We start from the raw sequence: 4,615 nt of genomic DNA, 5'->3' as shown, positions 1-4,615 counted from the left end.
AACGCTGTAGAGTGACTGAACACTTAGTCAGAAAATATGATTTCATTTGGTTAACGACTCATATATTAAGCGTATTGCAAAAGGGGAAACTTTTATCAGAAAGAATTGTCTGGAGTTGTAATCGGTCAAGATGCGGCATTTCAATGAACAAGTCAGATTTAGACACACATTTATGCACGGGATTAACCTATTCACAGGCGTTACAAAAAGCTCCATCATCAACAAATGTAGCTTCAAGTTCATACTTGAGCCGGTTTTCGCACTCTGTGCAAAAACAAGTTCCGCTTGATCCTCTGTATTTAAATCCAAAAGTGACAAATCAGAAAATACCCTGTCGGCTACTGAGTAGCTTTTCAATTTTTCATTTACCACCCACTGAAAATAAATTCGTGTCTGGTGAATATTCACGAGAAGATATAGCTTTACCCGGTGATTTTACCTGTGAACAATTTGATAATGATTTCACATTCACGGACTTAACCTCAATACACGCGCAACAAACAGGTCAGCGATTTCTCCCGAAACATTCATCAGTTACTCTTTCTCAGCCATCACTGCTTCGAGTTGCTACAGTTGGGGCGCTAGACACACCACAGCAAGTTCTGACTGAAACCGTTCAGTTTAAAGCAAGTGAATCGTCTGACTCTGGCAGACCTGTACCCCTTACGCCTGAAGATCCGTGCTTTTCTGAATCAGGCATGGTAAGCCGGGCCAAATACGAAGCATCCGATAAACACAAGACGAGCTATGACATATATGGTGAATCCGGTAAAAAAAAGGCTGCCCAAGCCAAATATCGAAATTCCGTTAAGGGCAAGGCGTCCATAGCCAAAAACAACAACAAATACAACAGATCCGATAGAGGCAAGGCGAAACAGGCCGTAAGAAGTGCAAGGGCATACGCCATTCGAAGGGCCAGAAAACAAGGCTTGAGTGAAACATTGGCGAGGGAAAAAGGAGAGTTAGCAGCTAAAGCAAAAAAAGCTGAATTATCATCACTATTCCCCACGCTTTTCAGTGACCGGAATGAAGGACAGTTAAAGCCCGAATCAAGCGTAACAGAATCAAAACAATCGGTTTAGCCCATCCAAAGCAGCAACACGGTAGGCTTCTGCCATGGTGGGATAGTTAAAGGTGGTATTCAGGAAGTAACGAAGTGAATTGGCCTTGCCCTCCTGGCGCATCACCGCCTGACCGATATGGACAATCTCCGATGCCTGGTCACCAAAACAGTGAATACCCAACACTTCCAGGGTATCCCGATGGAAAAGGATCTTCAGCATGCCAACCACTTCACCGGTGATTTGAGCCCTGGCCAGCCTAGAGAAAAACGCCTTACCCACCTCATAGGGAATGGCATCGGCCGTCAGTTCTTCTTCGGTACGACCCACAGAGCTGATTTCCGGGATGGTGTAGATACCCGTGGGTACTTCATTGACAAAGTGCCAGTCCTCACTGTTACAAAGGTGTGCCGCCGCCGAGCGTCCCTGGTCATAAGCGGCACTGGCCAGACTGGGCCAGCCAATAACGTCACCCGCCGCATAAATATGGGGCAAGGAGGTCTGATAACTTTCATTAACACCCAACTGCCCACGGCCATCGGGCTTAAGACCGATCATTTCCAGCCCCATTGCCTGGGTATTACCTGCCCGGCCATTGGCCCAGAGCAACATGTCTGCCTTGAGTTTCTTACCCGACTTCAGGTGCAGCACGACGCAATCATCCATGGTCTCAAGTTTCTGGAACTCTTCATTGTGGCGAATAATGACGTTCATTTTGCGCAGCTGATAGCTCAGGGCATCGGAAATCTCTTTATCAAGAAACGACAGCAGCCGCTCACGGGTATCAATCAAATCCACCAGTACGCCCAGGCCAGAGAATATGGAGGCATATTCAGAGCCGATAACACCGGCACCGTAGATAATCATGCGTCGTGGCGTAGAGGACAGCTCAAGAATGGTATCGCTATCCAAAACCCTGGAATGGTGAAAGTCAACACCGGGTGGATGATAGGGACGGGACCCGGTGGCAATCAGATAGTTGGATCCAAAGAGACGTTCCGTATTCCCGCTGGACTCAGTCACCTCAAGGGTATGCTCATCAATAAAGACACCACGGCCAAAGTAAAGATCGATGCGGTTGCGGGCATAGTACAGGGTACGGGACTGCACTTGCTTCTGAATCACCGATTCCGCCCTTTTCAATACTTTGGGAAAGCTGAACCAGCGGGGATCACCGATCTCACGAAACAGGGAGTTGGTATTGAAATCCATGATCTGTTTGACCGAGTGGCGCAGGGCCTTGGATGGAATCGTACCCAGGTGAGTACAGCTACCACCCACGAAGTTAAACTGCTCAACGACGGCGACCTTTTTACCGAGTTTGATGGCGTTCATTGCCGCCCCCTCACCCGCAGGCCCTGATCCAAGGATGACCAAGTCGTATTTACTGACACCCATTTATTCGATTCCCCCGGTCCAAATACATTATTCGCTTATTCTTATTTACAGCTGATATCTGAAGTGCCCATAGGTAACAACGGAGGCTTTTGCCGTCTCTGATGTCTTGCAACCAACAAAAAACGAACGTAGCCAAAAGGCTGTCCGGGTATTACTTACTCTTGTTGGAAGCCGTTGCGTCATAAAACAGGTCATCATTCACCTCGGAAAGAGGATCTGTCTTGTCTCCTCCGCCGCAAATGAGACAACCGTCCTTCAAACCAAGATTACCAAGACCACCACAGGAGCCTTTGATCGGCTTATTGGCAAAAATGACACCCACCGCCATGGCGGCAATGATTAGCAGAAAAGTACAAAATGTAATCAGCACAATTGTCATAACTGATTCCTCCATTATTTACCATGAAGACCATTTTCGATACCCGGAGCCTGTGTATTGAAGCGGTATTTTCCATTGTTTCACCAGTCTCATGGTTGTTTAACCAGGTAAGGCTTAAAGGCCTCACTGGTCACCGTTGCAAATCCTTCATCTGTATAATAAGCAAAACGGGCCGCAATACCCAGCCTGTTGGCCAGCTCCAGTCCTTTCTCATCCCCCAGCACCATAAACATGGTGGCCAGGGCATCGGCCCGGGCCGAAGTGTCGGCAATAACGGCCACTTCCGCTACCCGCTTGGCTTCAGGCCAGCCGGTAACGGGATTAATGGTATGTGAGTACCGTTTGCCATCCACTTCAAAAAAATTCAGATAATCACCAGAGGTCGCCAGTGCCTTGTCCAGGGGCTCTACCAGGGCTGACACACCGTTTTTGCCCATTTCAGGACCGATAACCGCCAATCGCCAGGGGTTGCCATTGGGCTTGACACCCTGAACCAGCACTTCGCCACCAACCTCTACCATAAAGTCTTTAATGCCCCGGGCCCTGAGCGCCGCTGCCGCCTGATCAACACCGTAGCCCTTGGCGATGGAACTCAGATCAACAAACAACGCCTTTTCCCGGGTCAGGGTTGAGCCTTCAGTGTCCACTGTCAGACTCTGATAGCCAACGTTGGCCAGGGCTTCCTGAATAGCGGTTGCATGGGGGATATGACCCGGATATTGACTCTCAATCCATTTGGCAAATTCCGGAACATTGGCCAGGGATTCACTATCATCATGCCCTTCCTTGTCGGCAGCCCTTTGTGTTGGGCCAAAACCCCAAAGGTTCACCAGGGGGCCTACGGTAATATCGTAGGCTCCATCCGATAGATCAGAAATCGCCCGGGCTTGCTGAACCAGCTGAACAATATCACCGGACAGTTTAAATGGCTCCCCCACCGGAGCCCGGTTAAACTGCATCAGCTCTGAGTCAGGCTTATAGGTTGACATCCGTTGATCAACATCAGCCAGGGCATCCTGTATTCCGCGGGACACATCCCTTACCGGGTGGAACAGGGTGGCTACATAACTGACGTTATAGGTCGTTCCCATGATTTGTCCCTGAAAGCTGTAAAGCCTGGGCCGGGTACTCAACACCAGAAATACCGCCACTATCACCATGATGGCAGGTATCAATGATCGCTTCAGAGATCGGGAAAGCAAGTGACGCTCCTGAAAGTGGTTCAACAGGGTGTGGGTCAATCTCAGGCAGTTCTTGACACAGGGACAGGCTGAAAGTCAGGATAACCACCGTCGCTGGACAGGATACCCTGAGAAGGCTCCTTACTATAGGTCTGGCCGGATTCTAGCACCCGCACGGGGGATAATCATCAGCGATTAAACGGAAGTGTTCAGGCAGTTACCCAGAGAATCACCGCATCGCTCCCACTGGTTGAAACCAGGGCATGGCCCATCTGTGCATCGTAGTATGCACTGTCCCCTTCAAACAGCTCCACGGGCTGATAATACTCGGTATAGAGTTCAATACTGCCGTGCAGAACCAGGAGAAACTCCTCACCATCATGTCGAACCCACTGTAGATACTCATCAAATGAGCGTGCCCTCACGGTGGTCCGGTAGGGAATCATCTTTTTGCCGGAAAGCTCTGTAGCCAGCAGTTCATGCTCATAGGTACGGGTGGGATGAAGACGCCCCTCTCCCTGACGGGTAATATCTCGCCGACCGCCGACAGACACCGTTTTCTTGACCGGGGAGAACAGCTGGGGAAGATCAATACC

The 4,615-nt window shown here is 49.6% G+C and carries 5 protein-coding genes; 1 reads left to right on the top strand and 4 read right to left on the bottom strand.

The genetic code is table 11. The features are described 5' to 3' along the window. Window positions 1-1,082: hypothetical protein (locus KDK14_RS19585; RefSeq protein ID WP_257266898.1), on the top strand; the 1,082-nt coding region annotated here is incomplete at its 5' end. Here the strand turns inward: KDK14_RS19585 and sthA are convergent. The 4 genes from sthA to KDK14_RS19565 all read right to left on the bottom strand — a co-directional run. Further along, the gene (gene sthA / locus KDK14_RS19580) at window positions 1,065-2,459 is read right to left on the bottom strand and encodes a Si-specific NAD(P)(+) transhydrogenase (RefSeq protein ID WP_257266897.1); all 1,395 of its coding nucleotides are present in this window, start codon (window positions 2,457-2,459) and stop codon (window positions 1,065-1,067) included. The two genes, KDK14_RS19585 and sthA, sit on opposite strands and share 18 nt — an antisense overlap. 151 nt (window positions 2,460-2,610) lie before the next feature. Further along, complete coding sequence (nqrM, locus tag KDK14_RS19575; RefSeq protein WP_257266896.1) at window positions 2,611-2,838, bottom strand: (Na+)-NQR maturation NqrM; 228 nt, start codon at window positions 2,836-2,838, stop codon at window positions 2,611-2,613. A gap of 89 nt (window positions 2,839-2,927) precedes the next feature. Further along, a complete protein-coding gene (locus KDK14_RS19570) occupies window positions 2,928-4,040 on the bottom strand; it encodes an FAD:protein FMN transferase (RefSeq protein WP_257266895.1) in 1,113 nt (370 codons plus the stop codon). 188 nt (window positions 4,041-4,228) lie between these two features. Beyond that, window positions 4,229-4,615 (bottom strand): cupin domain-containing protein (locus tag KDK14_RS19565; RefSeq protein WP_257266894.1); only part of this gene is annotated, 387 nt, incomplete at its 5' end.

The sequence above is a fragment of the Endozoicomonas sp. ONNA2 genome, from assembly GCF_024606365.1.
Classification (GTDB): Bacteria; Pseudomonadota; Gammaproteobacteria; order Pseudomonadales; family Endozoicomonadaceae; genus Endozoicomonas.
This window is presented reverse-complemented; position numbering and strand designations above follow the sequence as displayed.